At 63.3% G+C, this 19,476-nt stretch carries 18 protein-coding genes and 1 tRNA gene; 11 read left to right on the top strand and 8 right to left on the bottom strand.

The features are described 5' to 3' along the window. Window positions 1-6 precede the first annotated feature (6 nt). From sucC to QEH68_RS05390, 5 genes are all read right to left on the bottom strand, one after another. Window positions 7-1,176, bottom strand: a complete 1,170-nt coding sequence (gene sucC / locus QEH68_RS05410) for an ADP-forming succinate--CoA ligase subunit beta (protein ID WP_089593935.1) — start codon at window positions 1,174-1,176, stop codon at window positions 7-9. Window positions 1,177-1,440: 264 nt separating this feature from the next. Then, on the bottom strand, window positions 1,441-2,130 hold the full coding sequence (locus tag QEH68_RS05405) for a hypothetical protein (protein ID WP_280627120.1): 690 nt from the start codon (window positions 2,128-2,130) through the stop codon (window positions 1,441-1,443). A 22-nt stretch (window positions 2,131-2,152) separates the two neighbouring features. After that, window positions 2,153-3,595, bottom strand: a complete 1,443-nt coding sequence (locus QEH68_RS05400) for a putative Ig domain-containing protein (RefSeq protein ID WP_280627118.1) — start codon at window positions 3,593-3,595, stop codon at window positions 2,153-2,155. A gap of 137 nt (window positions 3,596-3,732) precedes the next feature. Continuing rightward, window positions 3,733-6,276, bottom strand: a complete 2,544-nt coding sequence (gene pcrA / locus QEH68_RS05395) for a DNA helicase PcrA (protein ID WP_280627116.1) — start codon at window positions 6,274-6,276, stop codon at window positions 3,733-3,735. A gap of 88 nt (window positions 6,277-6,364) precedes the next feature. Next, entirely contained in the window at window positions 6,365-7,210 is an 846-nt protein-coding gene (locus QEH68_RS05390) for an inositol monophosphatase family protein (RefSeq protein WP_207596600.1), read from the bottom strand. Between the two features lie 33 nt (window positions 7,211-7,243). On the opposite strand from QEH68_RS05390, the gene QEH68_RS05385 reads away from it, so the two are divergent. Continuing rightward, window positions 7,244-7,870, top strand: a complete 627-nt coding sequence (locus QEH68_RS05385; RefSeq protein ID WP_207596599.1) for a hypothetical protein — start codon at window positions 7,244-7,246, stop codon at window positions 7,868-7,870. 40 nt (window positions 7,871-7,910) lie between these two features. On the opposite strand, the gene QEH68_RS05380 is transcribed toward QEH68_RS05385, so the two are convergent. Next, entirely contained in the window at window positions 7,911-8,732 is an 822-nt protein-coding gene (locus QEH68_RS05380) for a hypothetical protein (protein WP_207596598.1), read from the bottom strand. 108 nt (window positions 8,733-8,840) lie between these two features. Here QEH68_RS05380 and QEH68_RS05375 point away from each other — a divergent pair. The 3 genes from QEH68_RS05375 to QEH68_RS05365 all read left to right on the top strand — a co-directional run bounded on the left by QEH68_RS05375 (window position 8,841) and on the right by QEH68_RS05365 (window position 9,768). Beyond that, a tRNA-Arg gene (locus QEH68_RS05375) sits at window positions 8,841-8,913 on the top strand. Between the two features lies 1 nt (window position 8,914). Continuing rightward, the gene (locus QEH68_RS05370) at window positions 8,915-9,373 is read left to right on the top strand and encodes a DUF6314 family protein (RefSeq protein WP_280627113.1); all 459 of its coding nucleotides are present in this window, start codon (window positions 8,915-8,917) and stop codon (window positions 9,371-9,373) included. After that, window positions 9,370-9,768, top strand: a complete 399-nt coding sequence (locus tag QEH68_RS05365) for an NUDIX domain-containing protein (protein ID WP_280627111.1) — start codon at window positions 9,370-9,372, stop codon at window positions 9,766-9,768. Before QEH68_RS05370 ends, QEH68_RS05365 begins: the two co-directional genes overlap by 4 nt. A 6-nt stretch (window positions 9,769-9,774) precedes the next feature. Here QEH68_RS05365 and QEH68_RS05360 read toward each other — a convergent pair whose 3' ends face one another. After that, window positions 9,775-11,688, bottom strand: a complete 1,914-nt coding sequence (locus QEH68_RS05360; protein ID WP_207596595.1) for an ABC transporter ATP-binding protein — start codon at window positions 11,686-11,688, stop codon at window positions 9,775-9,777. Beyond that, window positions 11,685-13,352 (bottom strand): ABC-F family ATP-binding cassette domain-containing protein, encoded by a 1,668-nt coding sequence (locus QEH68_RS05355; RefSeq protein ID WP_207596594.1) that lies wholly within the window; start codon window positions 13,350-13,352, stop codon window positions 11,685-11,687. The genes QEH68_RS05360 and QEH68_RS05355 overlap by 4 nt, the downstream gene beginning before the upstream one ends. A 209-nt stretch (window positions 13,353-13,561) precedes the next feature. On the opposite strand from QEH68_RS05355, the gene QEH68_RS05350 reads away from it, so the two are divergent. The 7 genes from QEH68_RS05350 (at window position 13,562) to QEH68_RS05320 (ending at window position 19,452) form a co-directional block, all read left to right on the top strand. Continuing rightward, window positions 13,562-14,284 (top strand): hypothetical protein, encoded by a 723-nt coding sequence (locus tag QEH68_RS05350; RefSeq protein ID WP_207596593.1) that lies wholly within the window; start codon window positions 13,562-13,564, stop codon window positions 14,282-14,284. Further along, on the top strand, window positions 14,281-14,988 hold the full coding sequence (locus tag QEH68_RS05345; RefSeq protein ID WP_207596592.1) for a hypothetical protein: 708 nt from the start codon (window positions 14,281-14,283) through the stop codon (window positions 14,986-14,988). Before QEH68_RS05350 ends, QEH68_RS05345 begins: the two co-directional genes overlap by 4 nt. Window positions 14,989-15,228: 240 nt before the next feature. Beyond that, window positions 15,229-16,044 carry an amino acid ABC transporter substrate-binding protein gene (locus tag QEH68_RS05340; protein WP_207596591.1) on the top strand — a complete coding sequence of 272 codons (816 nt, stop codon included), beginning with the start codon at window positions 15,229-15,231 and terminating at the stop codon, window positions 16,042-16,044. Continuing rightward, a complete protein-coding gene (locus tag QEH68_RS05335; protein WP_207596590.1) occupies window positions 16,045-16,704 on the top strand; it encodes an amino acid ABC transporter permease in 660 nt (219 codons plus the stop codon). After that, window positions 16,691-17,485 (top strand): amino acid ABC transporter ATP-binding protein, encoded by a 795-nt coding sequence (locus QEH68_RS05330; protein WP_280627105.1) that lies wholly within the window; start codon window positions 16,691-16,693, stop codon window positions 17,483-17,485. The genes QEH68_RS05335 and QEH68_RS05330 overlap by 14 nt, the downstream gene beginning before the upstream one ends. A 14-nt stretch (window positions 17,486-17,499) precedes the next feature. After that, window positions 17,500-18,408: a hypothetical protein gene (locus QEH68_RS05325; protein WP_280627103.1), complete on the top strand. Its 909-nt coding sequence runs from the start codon at window positions 17,500-17,502 to the stop codon at window positions 18,406-18,408. Window positions 18,409-18,411: 3 nt separating this feature from the next. Beyond that, window positions 18,412-19,452, top strand: coding sequence for a hypothetical protein (locus tag QEH68_RS05320; RefSeq protein WP_280627102.1), 1,041 nt, complete (start codon window positions 18,412-18,414; stop codon window positions 19,450-19,452). Window positions 19,453-19,476: the final 24 nt, after the last annotated feature.

Genomic DNA, 19,476 nt, shown 5'->3' with positions numbered 1-19,476 from the left:
GTCCCTTTACTTAGCTGCGTTGGCGAGCTCGGCAGCCTTGTCGGCGCCCTCGTCCATGGTGGCGGCCAGGGTTACCAGCGGGTGGTTGGCCTCGGTCAGGATGCGGCGGCCTTCCTCAACGTTGTTGCCGTCGAGGCGGACTACCAGCGGCTTGTTCGCGGAGGAACCAAGCTCAGCAAGTGCACCCACGATGCCCTTTGCCACGGCGTCACACGCAGTGATGCCACCGAAGACGTTCACGAACACGCTCTTGACCTGGGAATCGCCAAGGATGACGTCCAGACCGTTGGCCATGACCTCGGCGGAAGCTCCACCGCCGATGTCCAGGAAGTTGGCGGGCTTGACGTTGCCGTGGTTCTCACCTGCGTAAGCGACGACGTCGAGGGTGGACATCACGAGACCGGCGCCGTTGCCGATGATGCCTACTTCGCCGTCCAGCTTGACGTAGTTGAGGTCCTGGGCTTTGGCCTTGGCCTCGAGCGGGTCAGCTGCGTCCTTGTCTTCCAGCGTGGCGTGGTGCACGTGGCGGAAGTCAGCGTTCTCGTCCAGGGAGACCTTGCCGTCGAGGGCGACGATCTCGCCTGCGCCGGTGCGGACCAGCGGGTTGACCTCAACCAGGGTTGCGTCTTCCTTCTTGAAGACGTCCCACAGCTTCAGAATGACGTCGGCGACTTTGCCGCGCAGTTCTTCAGCGAAACCTGCAGCTGCGACGATCTCGTCAGCCTTTGCCTGGTCGATGCCCACAGCGGGGTCGATGGCGATCTTGGCCAGGGCCTCGGGACGCTCGACAGCAAGCTGCTCGATTTCCATGCCGCCCTCTACCGAGCACATGGCCAGGTAGTTGCGGTTGGCGCGGTCCAGGAGGACCGAGAAGTAGAATTCCTCGGCGATGTCAGCACCCTGGGCGATCATCACCTTGTTGACGGTGTGGCCCTTGATGTCCATGCCCAGGATGTTGGTGGAGTGCTCAAGTGCCTCTTCGGCAGTCTTGGCAACCTTGACGCCGCCAGCCTTGCCGCGGCCACCAACCTTAACCTGTGCCTTGACGACAGTTACGCCGCCGATCTTCTCGGCAGCTGCCTTTGCTTCTTCAGGAGTGTGCGCCACGATGCCGGCGAGCACGGGTACACCGTGCGCTTCGAACATATCGCGCGCCTGATATTCAAACAGGTCCACGGTTTAGTGTCCTTCTACGTCGAAGTAGTTTTCTGTTCAGCCGGGAACCGCGATGACCGCGATAGCCAGCTGCGGAAAGTACGCGGTAACAACCAGGATTGAAGCCGGTCACATTGCGTAAGGTCCTCTCGGAACTTTAGCCCTATGAGGAGTCCCGCCAGCTACACACTACCTGTTAAGTGAGTAACCTTACACTTCTATCTCCTGTAGAAAAACCGCAGAATGGCGCGGTTTTTGGGCCTTTCGCCGCCCGTCCGTCCGGCCTCAGCGGGCCTGTTTCAGGTTCCCCGTGACTGTTTTGCCGCCGTCGGAAATCAGTTGGTACCCCTCGGGAGTCACGAAGAAAGCCACGCCACCGGAGACGTTTCCGCAGGCAACACCGCTGTTGTAGGCAGAGCAGCGCAGCCCGTTGCGCTCGATGTTCTGCCCATCGGCCAACTCCCGCAGCTTGGAGATGGGCCCGTTGCGGCTGCCTTTGGGCCCAAACTCCGACTCCATTTGTGTTACGCCGGAACGACATGAGCCGTAGACGGCTTTGTCCGGCGAGAGGAGGGCCGTGCCTCCGAGGTAGCCCAGGCCCGTTCCGGCGCAGTCGTCGGCGATGTCGGCCAGGTCCGGCTTGGCATACTTGGCCAGTTCGCAATGAGCCACAGGGACTACGGCGAACTTGTTGTTGGCGGCGTCCGAGTAGGAATTGGCCTCGTAGGGCAAGTTCAGGTGGCCACCCCTTGCGGATGTCAGGGCGCACACGATGGTGCGGTCCTTGGTGACGAAGGCGGTGACATCCTCGCCTGCGGACAGGGTGGTCTGCTCGGTGACGGGAACCTGTTTCAGTTGCTCCAGGGGCGCCAACGGGGCCGGAGGGACGTAGTCCGGATCCTCCGTGGCGAAGGAACACCCTGTGGTCAAGACCAAGAGCGCGGCAGCAAGAATCCCCAAAACAGTCCGTCGCATGCCACCAATTATGCCGGTTGCCTCACACCGGGCTGCTTCGCCGGCGCCTGAGGCTGTTGATCGCCGTCAGGGCAGCGCCCGCAGCCAGCAGACCCACGGCAGCCCACAGCGTGGCGTTCAGGCGTCCGGACTCCAAGCCGGTCGCCGCGAGTTCAACGCCGGTAAGGTCCGCGCTGGTAAGTTCAGCGCCCGACGCCGGGACCACCGCTCCTGCCGGTGTCACCGCCGCCGGAGGTGCTGGAACTGCCGGCGCCGGCGGGTTCTCCGCGGGTGGCCGGGTGGCCAGGACCGTCACGGTCGTCCAGAAAATGCGCTGCTTCAGCTGATCGGAGTCGCGGACCCACACAGCGATACTGAAACTGCCAACGCGGGTGGGTATCCCCGTAAGGAATCCGTTCGCATCCACCTCCAAACCCTCTGGCCCGGGATCGCTCGACGACAGACCACCGGCAAAGTGCCTCCGCGTGGAATAGCCGAAGACGTAGGGGGCTACTCCCCCGGTTGCCTCTGCGATCTTGGCCGAGTAGGGCTCGCCCAAGACAGCCGGCGGAACGTCGAATCCAGTGGTCTGCATTCCCAAGGCATGGACGATGATGCTGGACGTCCTGTCCGAGGAACCGAAGCGGTCTTGGACACGAAGGATAAATCCATAGGTACCCGCAGTGGTCGGCACTCCGGAAACCGATGCTTCGCGGAGCTCAAGGCCCGGGGGAAGTTGCCCCGAGACCAATGAGATCCGGGCGTGCTCACGGTCTACCCCGGAGTACTGAAGGAACTCGTCGTAGTGCCACCCCACCACACCGTCGTCGAACGTGCCCATGCCCGGCAGCAGCTCGGCATCCGACACGTAGACGCTCGGCGGGTAGTAGCTTTTGACGTCGATGTTTATCTGTTCAGTCAGTGTTTGTTGGGGATCCGATGAGTCTGAAACCGTGACCGACGGCGATGGGCTGTACAGCTCTGTAGGTGTTCCTGTGAAGCTCAGGGTCGCGGAGTCGAAAACCAAACCTGCCGGGACATCGGTCGCCACAACGGTGTACGGGGCGGTCCCGCCAACAACCTGGAGCTGAGCCTCAAACGGTTTGCCCACGAAAGCGAGGTCCTCGCTGATCTTGACCGACAACGGGGCTGTCGCCTCGATGACGGCCTTTTCGACGGCGGGTGCCTGGGCTTCTGCAGGGCTGGCGGTTGGTGACGGGGTCGCCAGCGAAGCGTCGGGAGCTGAGGGGCTCGCGGTTGCTGTCGGCGTCGGACTGGCCGTCGGGCTCGCTGTGGGGCTGGGAGTGGCACTGCCGGTAGACGTCGGACTGGCAGTTGCTGCCGGCTCGCTGGACGACGCTGACGGCTCCGCATCGGCTGTCCCAGGAGGAGCGAACTGGAGCGCCATGGCGCTCACCACGGCCCCAGCCAGCAGCAGCCTCCCGGCCTTAGCCAATAATCGACGTTCCCCAGCAAAAGCGCCCACGCGCGTCCTCCCCCACAGGAATACAACCTTTTGGCGTTGCAAGGTGGGGCAGCAAACAGACGGTGGCCCCAGTGCAACGCCCGGTCAGTCTAGGCCGGGAAGGTGATCAGGACAATGGGTACGGCACCCTGCGAAGCTTAAGCATCCAGTTTGGTCAGCGGCGCGTAGCGCAACAGCAGGCGCTTCTCGCCGACGTCGAACTTCACCTTGGCCACTGTCTTATCGCCGGCGCCTTCGACACCCAACACCACACCATTGCCGAAGCTCGTGTGGTTGACCTTGTCCCCCACCACCACGGAAATGACTTCCTTTTGCGGCTGGACCCTGTTGCGTGCGACGGCGGCAGGAACGTCGGCGTCGAACCCTGCAGTGGGGCTGGCGGCAGCACCGCGTGAGGTGCCCGCTCCCCAGAACGATCCGCCATAACGATTGGAGCCGATGGGGGCGCTGCCCCAACCGCCCGCCTGGCGGCTCATGCCTTCGCGCTTCCACTCCACCAGTTCGGAGGGTATTTCTTCGAGGAACTGGCTGGCAGGGTTGTACTGGCTTTGGCCCCACATGCTGCGGACTTCGGATCGCGTGACGTAGAGCCGCTTGCGGGCGCGGGTGAGGCCCACGTAGGCGAGCCTGCGTTCTTCAGCGAGTTCCTTGGGGTCCGTGGCTGAGCGCTGGTGCGGGAAGATCCCGTGCTCCATGCCGGTCAGGAAGACCACCGGGAACTCCAAGCCCTTGGCGGTGTGCAGGGTCATCAAAGTGACCACGCCCATGCGCTTGGCCTCGGCCACGGCGGCATCGATGTCAGCGCCGGGAGCATCGGGAATCTGGTCGGCGTCCGCTACCAGGGACACCTGCTCCAGGAACTCCCCCAGGGAACCTTCGGGGTTGTCGCGTTCGTACTCGCGGACCACGGCCACGAGTTCGGCGAGGTTCTCCACCCGGGATTCGTCCTGCGGATCAGTGCTGGCGCGCAGCCCCGCAAGATAGCCGGTTTGTTCCAGGACGGCTTCCAGCGCGGCAGCGGCACCGGAACCTGACGCGACCTCGGCGAGGTCATCCATCAGCTTCACGAAACCGAGGACCAGGTTGACCGAACGGCTGGCCATTCCGGGCGCTTGGTCTGCGCGGCGGGCTGCCGCCATGAAGGAGGACCGCTCGCGTTCCGCCAGGGCAGCAACGGCGCCTTCGGCCCGGTCACCGATCCCGCGCTTGGGTTCGTTGAGGATACGGCGCAGGTTGACGTCGTCGTCCGGGTTCACCAGGACGCGCAAGTAGGCCAGGGCGTCCTTGATTTCCTTGCGCTCATAGAAGCGGGTGCCGCCCACCACTTTGTACGGCAAGCCCACCCGGACCAACACATCTTCTATGGAGCGTGACTGGGCATTGGTCCGGTAGAAGATGGCGACGTCGCCGGGCCGCAGGTTTTCCTCGTCCTGCAGGCGGTCGATTTCCTTCGCGATGAACTGGGCTTCATCGTGTTCGTTCTCGCCCACATAGCCAACGATCTTCTCGCCATCGCCCTCGGCGGTCCACAAGCGCTTTTCCTGGCGGTTGGGGTTCCGCGAGATCACCGAGTTGGCGGCGCTGAGGATGTTCTGGGTGGAGCGGTAGTTTTGCTCAAGCTTGATGGTCCGGGCATTGGGGTAATCGGCCTCGAACTCCACGATATTGCGGATATCCGCACCGCGGAAAGCATAGATGGACTGGTCGGAGTCGCCCACCACGGTCAACTCGCTGGGCTGGACGTTGGTGTCGGTGCCTACGCCCACGATTTCCCTGACCAGGGCGTACTGGGCATGGTTGGTGTCCTGGTACTCATCCACCAGGACATTCCGGAAGCGGCGCCGGTAAGACTCAGCGAGCGCAGGGAAAGCCCGGAACATGTAAACGGTCTCGGCAATGAGGTCGTCGAAGTCCATGGCGTTGGCTTGGCGGAGGCGCTGCGTGTACCCCTTGAAGACTTCCGCCACGGCGGTGTCGAAAGGGTCGTTGTAGTTCGCCGACGACGCGTAGGAATCAGCGTCGATCAGCTCATTTTTGAGCGCTGAGATCTTGTGCTGGATGGCTTTGGGCGCGAACTTCTTGGGATCAAGGTCCAGGTTCTTGGCTACCAGGGTGATCAGACGCAGGGAGTCCGCGGAGTCGTAGATGGAGAAGTTCGAGTTCAGACCCACCGTGGTGGCTTCCCTGCGCAGGATGCGGACACAGGAGGAGTGGAACGTGGAGATCCACATGGCCTTGGCCCTGCCGCCAACCAAGGCTTCGATGCGTTCCCGCATTTCCGCTGCCGCTTTGTTGGTGAAGGTGATGGCCAGGATTTCCCCGTGGTGGGCGCGCTTGGTGGCGATCAGGTAGGCGATCCTGTTACTGAGGACACGTGTTTTGCCGGATCCCGCACCGGCCACAATCAGCAAGGGGCTGCCGGCGTGCTTGACGGCTTCTTCCTGCTGCGGGTTCAGCCCCTGCAGGAGTGCATCGGCAGACGGAAGTCCCGACCCTCCGGTGTTGCCCCATCCTCCCGACGCCGGCCCGTCAGCAGTGTCCGACGACCCGCTGCTGCCCCCTTGGAGGCGGGCACCGGCAGCGCCTCCCCCTGAGTGGGAAAGCTCCGGGGCAGCCTTGACTGCGGCTTTGGTGCCTGCTTTGAAGGGTCCGTCTGCGTAGGGGTCAAACAACATATCCATGGTGCCTACCAGTCTAGGCGGTGGCCCCGACACAATAAGGCGCCGGGTAGTCGGCCCTCGCCCAGCGACGCTGCAAACGCCTCAGCGACTAAGCAAACTGGGGAACCGAGGCCAGCGCGGCGCTCAACCCGCGCACCGCCGTCGGGCCTCCAGCGACGAACCAGTTCAGTCCGTTGACCTTCACGACGGCGGTGTCCCCGCCTGCTGCGCGGACGATCGCTTTTCCGGGCAACCAGTCCCATTCCGGGCAGCTGTGTTGGAACCAGCAGCCGAGTTCGCCGTCGGCTACGCGGCCGAGGTCGCACGAACCCGAGCCGAACATGCGCAGGGACGCCGCGGTGACCGCAGCGGCGTGCCAAGGCATTGCCGCGCGGGGATCTGCCAGCCAGGTGGGGTGAATATAGGTGGCAGCGCTGATTTCACCCACGGCACGGTCACCCGAGCCGGAGATCGGTTCGCCGTTCAACGTGGCGGGGTGTTCTTCCCCGCCGAGCCACAGCTTGTCCAGTTCGGGCTGGTAAATGGCGCCGAGCAGCACGTCCGGATCGGCTACGGGGTTGGTTCCATGGTCGGAGCCGTCCCGCTTGAGGGCGATCGCCGAGCACCAATAGGTGGATCCGTGCAGGAAGTTATAGGTGCCGTCCACGGGGTCAATCACCCAGGTTCGGCCGCTCGTTCCCGCCACGGACGCACCTTCTTCGCCGAGGATGCCATCCTCCGGCCGGCAGCGCCGCAACTGTTCCAGAACGTACGCCTCGGCTGCGTGATCGGCTGCAGTGACGACGTCGGACACCGAGGTCTTGCGTTCGCCCTGCAGGCCGCCCATCCGCATGAGCAGCGCCAACTGGCCTGCCTCACGGACCAGCGCGCTGGCCAGTTGGTAGTCATTCAGTGTTGGATCGAGTTCAGTTGCTGTGTGCCTGCCGGTGGTCATGGTTCCAGCTTATGTGGCGGGATAATGAATGACATGGCCAAGACACCAGCCCAACGCATCAAGAAGCACGGAGCAAAGGCAGTGGTTCCTGATCACACGCTGCCTCCCGTGATCAACACCACCACCCAACGCACCCCGCAGAAGGCGCAGAGCAACTCCAAGCTCATTGTGATCGCGGGCGTGGTGGCCAGCTTGTTCCTGTTCTGGTATCTGCACCTGCTGACGTTGAACCAGATGACCCAGCTCTCAGGCGGCTTGGCCATGCCGGATTCATTGATCGGCGGATTCTCGCAGGAATACGTCAGTCAGCTCCGCGCGGCCATGGACGAATCCGCGCGCGGCCAGCTGAACTACGTACACAAGACCGCAGGCACTTTGTTTCCCCTGATTTTCGGCTTCAGCTGGCTCCTGCTCATCGGCACCAACGTGGCCCGGAAGTCATGGCGTTGGGCCATGTGGGCGGCTCCGATGCTGTTCGCCGTGGCCCATCTGTGGTCCAACGTCGCCATCGATTCGATGCTGGCTTCGGACGCGCCCGACGCCGGATCGGTGGCTTTGGCTTCCGGCCTCACCATCGCGTCGTGGGTACTGTTCCTGGTCAGCCTCGGGTGCGGCGTGCTGGCTGTCTTCCTGGGACGGAAGAGCGCACAGCCCTCCTGACAATCCGCCGGTGCTTGGTCCGCGCCCGGCGCACCCCTGGTTACCGCAACCGTGCCGCTTTCCGTTCCGTGTGCACCCGCTGCGCGATGACCAAACCGGCGGCAGCCAGCCCTATGGTCACCGGATACCCCATGAACCGCTCCAAGAGCCCGGGCAAGGGCACCTCCATCCCGGTGAGCCCGCCGATAATAAGCGCACCGATACAGATCAGGCCGCACGCCCCAAGGAACCAGCTCATCGGTGTCTGCCGGAACCACAGGATGCCCAACAGCAGCAGCGCGAAACCACCACCGATGAAGAACATCAGTGCACCCGCAAAATGCCAGGGCGAGCCGAGGTCTTCGGGCACCAGGCCGACAATGACGGTTCCGACGCCGGCCACTCCGGTGAGGACACGGATGGCCACAGCCAGGATCCACGGCACGGTCAGCACGCGGGCCGGAACGGACCCAGCGCCACCCGCCCCAGTCCTACCAACTCCGGCCCCACCCGCAACGGACCGGAACCGGCGGGCCGCCACACCCGGCTTTGCCGCGACGCACAGAAGCCCCGCGGTCAGGAACAACGCACCCAGCACCAGGGCCAGTCCCTGCACCACGAACGAGGCATTCATCAGCACATGCAACGGCGAGCACACGGCCCGGTCCTCGTACACACCGCAGGACACTGCTCCGAGGTCGCTGATGTATCCGGTGGCCCGGCTGTAGGGCTCGGGACCCGCCCACGCCTGGATCACGGCAGCCTCGGCCACGAAGTACTGGACGACGCTCAGCTGCGCCCACCCGCCGATGTTGGCCCGGATGTTACGGAGGTCGGGAAAGAACGATCCGGCCTGCGCCGGTGCAGTGGAAGGCCCTGTCATGCTCGCCAGCCTAGCGGTGTTCGGGCAGCGCCCCGGCAGCTTGTATGCTTGTAGTCGTGTCCGGGCCCCTGAGCTCCAGCAGTGGGATTCAGAGCCATGGACATACAGGCCCTCGTAGCTCAGTGGATAGAGCACGGCTCTCCTAAAGCCGGTGTCGTTGGTTCGATTCCAATCGAGGGCACTTGAATCACCAGCACCCCACCCAGGACTTGCAGGCCTACCTGGCCGGCAGCTGGAGTGTGGAGCGAACCCTCCTGGACCGCGCCTCAGGCACCAACGGTACCTTTACCGGCGTCGTGCGCTATTCCTTGAATCCCGACGGCGGACTGGACTACCGCGAAGACGGAACCATGCACTGGCCTTCGCATTCCGGCCCGGCTTTCCGCGAATATTTCCTCAAACCAGGCGCCACAGCGGATTCGATGGACGTGTTCTTTCCCGACGGCAGGCCATTCCACGTCATGAGCTTCTCTGAGCAGGGACATCAGGACAAGCACTGGTGCGATCCCGACGATTACCGCGTCAACTACATCTACCGGGGCCCGGATTCGTTCAGCTTCACGTGGGATGTCCACGGACCGGCGAAGGATCTCCTGTTGGAATCGCACCTGGTCCGCCTCGATGCCAGGAGGCAAGTGTGACCGGCACAGACCTGATCGTGGTGAGCGCCGTCTGCGTCTACAACCAGGATGGCCAACTGTTGACCGTCCGGAAGCGTGGCACAAACAAGTTCATGCATCCTGGCGGTAAGCCGGAGCCCGGCGAAACGGCGGCTGAAGCAGCGTCGCGGGAACTGCATGAAGAAGTGGGCATCGAGGTAGCACCGCACTTGCTCCAGCCGCTGGGCGTCTGGCTTGCGGTCGCTGCCAACGAAGCGGCGACCACCATCGAGGCCACCGTTTTCACAGCCCCTGGAACCTGGGAAGCGCACCCCTCAGCGGAGATCGCCGAGATCCGCTGGCTGGACCTCAACGGACCTTTGCCCAGCGATCTGGCGCCGCTGCTGACGGATCACATCATCCCGCTGCTCACGTAAAAAGCCCTACAGCTCCGGGACAGCTTCCTGCGCCACCGCCGTGGCCTCAGCGAACTGCGTTTGGTACAGCTCGGCGTAACGTCCGTCCGCGGCCAGCAGTTCGGTGTGCGTGCCACGCTCCACGATCCTGCCGTCTTCCACCACCAGAATGGCGTCGGCCGCACGGATGGTGGACAACCGGTGCGCAATCACGACGGCGGTACGCCCCTCGAGTGCCTCACCCAGGGCCGCCTGGACGGCGGCCTCGTTGGTGGAGTCCAGCGCTGCTGTGGCTTCATCGAGAATCACTACGCGGGGCTGCTTGATGAGCAGGCGGGCAATGGTGAGCCGTTGGCGTTCGCCGCCGGACAGCCGGTAGCCGCGCTCTCCCACCACGGTTTCGAGGCCATCGGGCAAGGACCGGATCATCGGCTCCAGGCGTGCCCGCCGGAGCACATCCCACATGTCCTCTTCGGTGGCATCGGGCCGGGCGAGGCGCAGGTTGGAGGCGATGGTTTCGTGGAACAGGTGCCCGTCCTGGGTCACCATGCCCATGGTGTCCCGGAGGGAATCGAAACTGAGGTCGCGAACGTCCACACCGGCTCCTGGCTGTTGTCCGCCCAGGCGCACCGCGCCGGAGTCGACGTCGTACAAGCGTGAGAGCAGTTGGGCCACGGTGGACTTGCCGGCGCCCGAGGAACCCACCAGGGCTACGGTCTGTCCGGGTTCAACCCGGAAGCTGACCCCGTGCAGGACTTCCTCCCCGCCGCGGGTATCCAAGGTGGCAACGTCCTCCAGGGAAGCCAGCGATACCTTTTCGGCGGAGGGGTAGGAGAACCGGACGTCGTCGAATTCCACAGCAACCGGCCCGGTCGGAACAGCCACTGCGTCGGGCTTCTGAGTGATCAGCGGCTTCAGGTCAAGGATTTCAAAGACCCGCTCGAAACTGACCAATGCGCTCATGATTTCCACCCGGGCATTGGACAGGGCTGTCAGTGGGGCGTAAAGCCGGGTGAGAAGGAGCGCCAGGACCACAACATCGCCCGGGGCAAGCTGCCCGCCGAGCGCCAGCCAACCGCCCAGGCCATAGACCAGGGCCAAGGCGAGCGCCGATACCAGCGTCAGGGCCGTGACAAACGTGAACTGGAGCATGGCGGTCCGGATTCCGATGTCCCGGACCCGGCCTGCCCGCTCAGCAAATTCACGGGACTCTTCATCCGGGCGGCCGAACAGCTTCACCAACGTGGCGCCCGGGGCAGAGAACCTTTCGGTCATTTGTGTGCCCATGGCGGCGTTGTGTGCGGCAGCTTCACGGCGGAGGTCGGCCAGTTTGGAGCCCATGCGCCGGGCCGGGATCAGGAAGATCGGCAGCAACACCATGGCCAGCACAGTGACCAGCCAGGAGGTGTTCAACATGACCACCAGGGTCAGGACCAAAGCCACCACGTTGCTGACGACGCCGGACAGCGTGCCGGCGAAGGCGGACTGCGCCCCGATGACATCGTTGTTGAGGCGGCTGACCAGCGCGCCCGTCCGGGTTCTCGTAAAGAAGGCGATAGGCATGCGCTGAACGTGGTCGAACACGCGGGTGCGGAGGTCCACAATGACGCCCTCGCCAATGATGGAGGACAGCCAGCGGGTCACCAGCCCCACACCGGCTTCACCTACGGCGACGATGGCGATCAGGACCGCAAGCCAAATGACCGTCCCCACCCCGGCGTTGGCGATGATGGCATCAACCACCTGGCCTGCCAGCACGGGCGTGGCGACAGCCAGGAAAGCACCTGCGATGGAAGCGATCACGAAGGCGATGAGCTTGCCCTTGTGCGGTGCGGCGAAGGCCATGACCCGCTTCAGGGTTTCCTTGGAGAACGGCTTGGATCCGCTCTTGGCAGTGGTGATGTTGTACAGCGAGCTCCAGGCCACGCGGTCCATGCTCATGGTTGCTTCTCCTGGCTGGGGGTGTGGTGCAGTTCCTGGACCTGTCCGTTGTTGAGGTGCCAGCGTGAATCGAGGCGCACGTTTTCCAGCAGCCGGCGATCGTGGGTGACCAGCAGGAGTGCGCCCTCGTAGTGTTCCAGCGCCTCTTCGAGTTGCTCGATCGCCGGGAGGTCCAGGTGGTTGGTGGGCTCGTCCAGTACCAGCAGGTTCACGCCACGGGCCTGCAGCAGCGCAAGGGCCGCACGTGTCCGCTCCCCTGGGGACAACGAATCCACCGTGCGCGAGGTGTGGTCGGCCTTCAGCCCGAACTTGGCCAGGAGCGTCCGGACATCGGCGCTGTTCCAGTCCACCAGCACGGCTTCGACGGCGTCGCCAAGCGGCTGCCCGCCGTCGAGCAGTCCACGTGCTTGGTCAATCTCGCCGACGGCGACGGAGGCACCCATGGAGGCATCGCCGTCGTCCGGTTCCTGCGTTCCAAGCAACAGGCGCAGCAGTGTCGATTTACCGGCGCCGTTGGGTCCTGTGATGCCGATGCGTTCGCCGCCGTTGAGTTGGAGGTTCACCGGTCCCAACGTGAAGTCACCTTGGCGCGCGACGACGTCCCGCAAGGTCGCGACGACGGCGCTTGAGCGGGGTGCCTGGCCGATGCTGAACTGCAGCTGCCACTCCTTGCGCGGTTCCTCCACCTCGGTGAGGCGGGCAATGCGCGACTCCATCTGCCGGACCTTCTGGGCCTGCTTCTCGGACGATTCGCTGCTTGCGGCGCGACGGATCTTGTCGTTGTCCGGGTTCTTTTTCATGGCGTTCCGGACGCCCTGGGAACTCCATTCGCGCTGGGTGCGCGCACGGGAGATGAGGTCTGCTTTGGTGTTGGCGAATTCGTCGTAGCGTTCACGGGCGTGGCGCTTGGCCACGGCGCGCTCTTCGAGGAACGCCTCGTAGCCGCCGTCATACACGGCCACGGAGTTCTGCGCGAGGTCCAACTCCACCACAGTGGTGACGCAGCGGGCCAGGAATTCGCGGTCGTGGGACACCAGGACAGCGCCGCCCCGCAGGCCCTGAACAAAAGCTTCAAGACGGGCAAGGCCGTCAAGGTCGAGATCGTTGGTGGGTTCGTCCAGGAGGACGACATCGAAGCGGCTGAGCAGCAGCGCGGCCAAAGCCACGCGTGCTGCCTGCCCACCGGAGAGCCCTGTCATGAGGGCGTCGGCGCCAAGTTCCAGACCGAGATCGGACAGCACAGCCGGAATGCGGTCCTCAAGGTCCGCTGCCCCGGAGGCCATCCAGCGGTCGAAGGCCAAGGAGTACGCGTCATCGGACCCCGGAGCCCCGGAGCCGAGGGCCTCGGCAGTTGTTTCCATCTCCACAGTGGCCTGGGCGCACCCCGTCCGGCGCGCAATGTAGGCAGCGATGGTCTCCCCCGCAGTGCGCTCGTGCTCCTGGGGCAGCCAGCCCACAAACGCGTCCGACGGCGCCAGGCTGACGCTGCCCGCTTGCGACTGGTCCACGCCGGCCAGGATGCGAAGCAGCGTGGACTTTCCGGCGCCGTTCGCCCCCACGACGCCCACAACGTCGCCGGGCGCAACGGTCAGGGAAAGGTCGGAAAAAAGGGTGCGATGGCCGTGGCCACCGGCAAGATCCTTGGCCACCAAGGTTGCTGTCATGTGTCTATCCTCCAGCAGGGAAACGCAGGAACTCAGGCCGCGATTCCCGCAGGCATGGAAAAACCCGTTGGTCCGGACTTGGGGGGTGTACGGACCAACGGGTTCAAGCATCAAGCATAATTCAATGTGGCGTCGGCGTAAAATCGTTTCGTACTCCCACGTGCGGCTTTCTCATGTCCTCCCCCGCGACCCGTCCCGGAAAGTTCCCCATGCCCTTACCGTCCAAGGCGTTCCAGCGCTGGCTTCACGGCGTCGCGCCCGATGCCAGCACGGCTGATGTCTGCAGGATCGCCGGCATCAAACGGACAACGCTGGCCCAGCAACTGGTCCGTGGCAAGGTTGCCGAGTCCACGCTGGTGAGCATCAGCCGCGGATTCCAGGTGGATCCGGTGCAGGCCCTGTCGACGTTTGACCTTTACGCCGACCTCAGGGGTGGCCCGGTGCCCCCGACGCCCTGTGAACTGGTCAGCCAGGTCGCCACGATCGATCTGCTGCGGGCAGTGGTGGAACGCAGCGAGCCAAGCGCTGCCCCTGCGGCCCTGCTTTCCGAACCTCCGCACCCTACGTCGGTGCGGAACTGGGTAGACGCGATCGACGACGGCGAGTTGCGGCACCGCGTCAGCGAAGCCACCGGGATTGCGCCGCAGAACTTCTCGGCCCATCTGACGGCCAACAGGCTGCCGCCGGAACTGGCCATCGCCACTTCCCGGGCTGCCGGCGTCGGACCCGCCGGAGGACTGGTAGCTGGCGGGCTGATCACTGAGGCCGAGGCCGGGTGGCCACCGAATGCCCGCCGGGAAGCCCTGGACCGAATGACCCAAAGCTCGCTGGTTACCCTGGCCGGCGAACGGCTCCTGGCACTGGGCAAGACTTTGAAGCGCCAGGAACAAGACCACGAACGTACCGAAAGAATTTGGGAGAACCTAGGATGACGGCTGTCCTGCCTTGGGTGACGCTGGTTGTATGTCTGGCTGTCACGGTCGCACGGATCCCCAGCGCATTGCGGGGCGAGAACCGTGTGGTGTTCTACATCTTCTCCCTGATCTCGTTGAGCATTTTCATCAGCATCGAAGCGCCCTACCTGGTCCTTGACGGCTGGCTTGGCGGAATAAACGTCGGGAACCTGATCCTGCGCTTCCTCCTGTATGCCACGTTCTTCCTCATGGGCATCAAGATCGCCACCGCGTTCGGTTCGCCCTCTGCCGTCCGTGCCATCCGGGGTCCCGTTGGTCTTTGTGTCGGGGCCATCGTGGCAATCCTTACCGTCTACTTCTTCGTCATCACGGACACGCGAGGGTCCTCAGCGGGCATGAGCGGACTGACCTGGGGGCCGTCCCTGGAGGCCTATGCGTTCATGGGGCGCTTCTACCCGGGATTCGTAGCGGCCTGCTTGGTGCCCGCGATCTGGCGGACCGTGGTGAGCGCGGCCCCTGTGCTGCTCCGGGTAGCTTCGGCGTTGCTGCTCCTGGGATTGAGCCTGCTCCTGCTGTCCCAACTTTTCCCGTTGATCCCCTTTTCCGAGGCATGGCTAAGGGTCCTCATCAACTACTCGGCAGCCATGTCCACGTGCATTGGCCTGGCCGGAATCTGGTTCTCCAAGGCCTATTCGCGAAGAAAACAACGTCTCGCAGCGTAAGACTTTCACAAAAGCATTAGATCGTGGCACAATCATGAATGTGTGAACACGGTTTGCAGCCTGACACCGGAATCAGAGAACGGGTTTCCGGTGGATGTGGCGCCCATGCGATCACAATTGGGGGGATGAGTGGTGGCGGGCTGTTGGGGACCGCCCCCACTCAGCCTTTTTAACGCCCTTGGTGCGGGCATCAGCGGTCCCACTCCCAGCAAGGCTCCTTACGGTGGCTAAGATGGCTCCATGAACAGCCTTCGCACCCGCCGCTCCGTCATTGCCGCCACTCTGGCCTCGGCCGCCCTAGCGCTCACAGCGTGCGGTGGGGGTTCAACTCCCGCTCAGTCAGGCGGAGACACCTCCCTTTCGGACGTCAAGTCCAAGGGTGAGTTGGTCATCGCCACCGAGGGCACCTACCGCCCCTTCAGCTTCCATGCAGAGGGCGCCGGGGACCTCACAGGTTTCGATGTCGAGATCGCACAGGCTGTGGCCGGAAAGCTCGGCGTGAAGGCAACGTTCCAGGAGACACAGTTTGATGGCATCTTTGCCGGCTTGGACTCCAAGCGCTTCGACACCATCGCCAACCAGATTTCCATCAACGACGAACGCAAGGCCAAGTACGAGTTCTCCACTCCGTACACCATCTCCACAGGCGTCGTGGTGACCAAGTCGGACAACACCGGCATCAACAGTTTCGCGGACCTCAAAGGCAAGACCACCGCCCAGTCGCTGACCAGCAACTTCTACAAAATGGCCGTGGAAGCCGGCGCCAATGTGCAGGCAGTGGAAGGGTGGGCACAGTCCGCCACGCTGGTCCAGCAGGGCCGCGTGGACGCGACCGTGAATGACAAGCTCACGTACCTGGACTACGCCAAGAACACCCCTGACTCCGGTCTGAAGGTCGCGGCCGAAGCGCCCGAGAAGACCGAAAGCGCGTTCGTCTTCCGCAAGGGTTCAACGGAACTCACGGCGGCCGTGGACAAGGCCCTGGCCGACCTCCAGGCAGATGGAACCATGGCAAAGATCTCCGAGAAGTACTTCGGCGCGGACGTCACCAAATAGATGAACTGGGACCTCATATGGAGTTCCTTCGGGCCGATCATCACAGGCGCCGTGACGGGCACCATTCCCCTGACGCTCGCTTCATTCGCCTTCGGGCTGGTTCTGGCGTTGGTTGTTGCCCTGTTGCGGCTGAGCCCCAACTGGCTGCTGTCCGGAATCGGCCGGTTCTACGTATCGGTCATCCGCGGCACTCCCCTGCTGGTGCAACTCTTCGTGATCTTCTTCGGCCTCCCCAGCATTGGCATCCGGCTTGATCCCTGGCCGAGTGCCATCATCGCGTTCTCGTTGAACGTGGGCGGTTACGCCGCCGAAATCATCCGGGCAGCCATTTTGTCCGTGCCCAAGGGCCAATGGGAAGCAGGCCACACCATCGGCATGTCCAGGCCGCAGACGCTGGTGCGCATCATCCTCCCCCAAGCTGCCAGGGTGTCAGTACCGCCGTTGTCCAACACCTTCATTTCGCTGGTGAAAGACACCTCCCTCGCGTCGCTGATCCTGGTCACCGAACTCTTCCGCAATGCCCAGCAGATCGCTGCTTTCAGCCAGGAGTTCATGACCCTGTACCTGCAGGCGGCCCTGGTCTACTGGGTCATTTGCCTGGTCCTTTCCACGGGGCAGTCCGCCGTGGAAAGGAGATTGGACCGCTATGTCGCCCACTAACGAACCACACTCCACATCAGTCCTGAAGGCCCGCAGCCTCGCCAAGGCATTCGGCAGCAACGTGGTGCTGCGCGACATCGATGTCGATATCCGCCGCGGCCAGGTGGTGGCCTTGATCGGGCCATCGGGATCCGGGAAGACCACCGTCCTGCGATCGCTTAACGGCCTTGAAATTCCCGACGGCGGCACGGTCACCTTCGGGGACAGCGACGGCGGAGGTGAACTCGCCATCGACTTCGGCGCGAAGGTTGGCAAGAAGGATCTTGCCGCCTTGCGTGACCGCAGCGCCATGGTCTTCCAGCACTACAACCTGTTCCCGCACATGACGGTCCTGAAGAACATCACCGAGGGCCCCATCCAGGTCCAGAAGAGGCCACGGGCCGAGGCCATCGCGGAGGCAGAACGGCTCTTGGAACGCGTGGGCCTGGCAGATAAACGCGACGCCTACCCTTTTGAACTCTCCGGTGGCCAGCAGCAACGTGTAGGCATCGTCAGGGCGCTGGCGCTTAAGCCCCAACTGCTGCTGTTCGACGAACCGACCTCTGCGTTGGACCCGGAACTGGTGGGGGAAGTCCTGGGTGTTATCAAGGAACTCGCCGAGGAAGGCTGGACCATGGTGATCGTGACCCACGAGCTCGCCTTCGCCCAACACGTAGCGGACGAGGTCATCTTCATGGACGGCGGTGTGGTGGTGGAACGAGGTCCTGCTGCCGAGGTCCTGCGTGCGCCCACGCAGGAACGGACCAAGCTTTTTGTGAAACGGCTCCAGCACGACGTCTAGGAGACTCAAGGAAAATGGGGGAAAAGACTTTGGATACAGAAGCCGAACCGGGGCGCAGGAAGTCCCGGCGTGCCGTCATCATTGCCGCAATTGTTGCCGCCGCCGTTGTGGCTGGAGGGCTTGGCACGTGGTTTGTCCTTTCCCGCCCGACAGGCGTTCAGCGCGCAGATGTTGTCCGCTTGGACAAGGAACGCGCCATTCTGGACAACTCGATGAACCTCTACGATCCACTGGTCACCCGCTTTTCGGTCCGGCTGACGAACGTGATGTCCGAAACTGCCGGGCAAGAGGCACAGGACACTGTCCTCAGCCAGGATGGTGACCTCCTGAAACGCGAGTCCGGGATAAACCGGGATCGCCTTGACCGGATGGGTTCATCACCAGCGGTGCAGGAGCAGGAAATCAGCGAGGCCTACAATCGTTTCAAGGAAAACTACGGGGCCGTCATCGCCTACAACGACCAATTGGCGGTCAACACCGCCAAGGTCACCCAGTCCGTCGGTGGGCCATGCGCTCCGCTGCATTCGTCCCTGAACGTTGGCAGCGAGACGTATTCCGAAGACTACGTCAAGGGCGCTGACGCCTGCCTTACCGCCGTCGGCGCGGCCAAAGACGGCACCGATGCCGATACCACCGAACTCCTGACATCGGTTGAAGGCATTATCCGCGGACAGCGGGACAAACAGCAGGAAGTCCTGGATGCCAAGGACGACTTCGAACGCACCGCCAAACGCACGCTGGCCGGACTCGCCATGCTGGAGATCAACGACGCCCTCAAAACCGCCGAAACGAAGTATGAGGGCACCGCGAAAGAGAAATACACCCAGCTCATCAACAATGCCAACCAGTCCAACAAGGCCTTTGAAAGTGCCCTCAGGAAACGCACGGACCAGTTTGATGCTTCAGGCAAGGACGGGGAATAGGCCATGACGATCGAACCCGGACCCACGCCTCAACCGGACCCCGCACAGCAGCCGGCGCCCAAGAAGCGCAAGCTGGCCCTCATCCTGGTCTCCAGTGTCGTTGTCCTGCTGCTGGTGGCCGCAGCGGCTGTCGTGGCGGTGACCCAAATCTCCGGCAAACAACGCAAGGAAAGCCTGCAGACGCTGAAGGACCAGCATGTCTCCGCCCTGGTGGACGCCCGGAGCAAGCTTCAGCCTGCGGCCAATGCGTATCTCGCGGCGTACAAGAAGGCGCGGAATGCCCCGGCTTCGCAGGAGGAAGCTGAGAAGAATTCCTCCACGGAGCGCGAGGAGTTCCAACGCGCGGTGGAGGCTGCCCGGACAGCACTGAAGAACGTCCAGGATGCCCACTCTTCGAAGGAAGACGGGGTCGGCATCGCCGTCGGGCAACTTGGCGGCTCGTACGGTGGCTTCGTTGACCATATGGAAGGCCTGGTGGAGTCCTACCCGGAGTTTGAAGGCCTTTTCCGGGCTGACGGCGCAGGATGCAACGGTTTGTTCGTCGGTTCCAAGGCCTCAACCTTGAGGGAACGCCAAACCTTGCTCAGCCAGGCCGCGGCCCCCTGCAGGGAAGCTGCGAACCAACTCAAGCAATCAAAGAATGTGGCCTATGTCGAATTTGCCCGCACCTTTGACAACAGCGTCGCGCAGCTCGAATCCAATGCGGAGATCACGGCGAAATCGGAAGAGAACTACAACGAATTCGTCCGGCTCAAGGATCAAATGGTCCAAAAGACCGATGATGCCACCGCACGCAACGCCTCCGACGAGGAGTTCCTCAAGATTGCCGACGAACTGAAGGTCCTCAACGCAAGGATCAGGTACAACCGCTCGGAGTTCGATTTTGCCGCCAAACGGTATCTGTCCGGCGTCAAGGACATGCCCGTCTTGGTGGAGGAAGTCTTCTCAAAGAGGATCGCCGACGAAATCAAGAGCTACGACGCCGTGATCCCCTTGCGGGTTCAGATTCTGAAGGATGCAGTGGACGTCGAATTGGTCGAATAACCCACCGCGCCACCACCACAAACG

This window comes from Paenarthrobacter sp. OM7, from assembly GCF_029873575.1.
Taxonomy (GTDB): Bacteria; Actinomycetota; Actinomycetes; order Actinomycetales; family Micrococcaceae; genus Arthrobacter.
Note: the sequence above shows the minus strand (reverse complement) of the source record. Positions and strands in the feature narration are given on the sequence as shown.